Here is a 606-nt window from a genome sequence, read left to right as displayed (position 1 = left end):
GGCAATCGCTGGCTGGACACTGGTGTTGATTCTTGCTGCAGCGTGGATGGTGACAATGGTCCGATCCCGGAATTCTTCTGAGGAGAGGTGATCAGCGAAAAGTCGATGGGCAATCCGCAAGTTGATCTTCCCAAATCCTGTAGCGCCGCAACCAGTATTGGACAAACCAACGCTGGAAGATAAGGGGAACGCCGACATTGCTGCCCTGAGCAGCCCCGAGGTCCACTGAGTCGACAATCGTACGGCTTTGCGCGACGAGGATGACGATTGTCTCTCTTCAGAACATGTTGGGCCAGGTCGGTTAGCGTGTGGCGATGCGCGCAGCTGTGAAGGACCACCGGAAACTCGTCGTACTCGGGTTGGTGTTCGTGGTCGCGGTCGGGGCGCTCGTGACGCTCCTTCGCACGGACCGTTCCCCGACCGGCGGTGAACCGCCTGCCGGCGCCGAGCGTTCCGTCGTCACCACCTCACTCGATACTGCGCCGCAGCTCGCCTGGACGCTCGACGTCGGACGGCTCACCGACAACACCGGTGAGGTCCTGTTGGCGATGCCGTATCAGCTCGGCGCCTACTACGGCTACGGCGGAGTTCTCGACGGCGGTGACC

1 protein-coding gene is annotated in these 606 nt (G+C 61.4%); it reads left to right on the top strand.

The features are described from left to right. Positions 1-314: 314 nt before the first annotated feature. A partial coding sequence (locus AC1DYG_RS18850; protein ID WP_477641400.1) for a hypothetical protein occupies positions 315-606 on the top strand: 292 nt, incomplete at its 3' end.

The organism is Pedococcus sp. P1_H8, from assembly GCF_056405175.1.
Note: the sequence above shows the minus strand (reverse complement) of the source record. Positions and strands in the feature narration are given on the sequence as shown.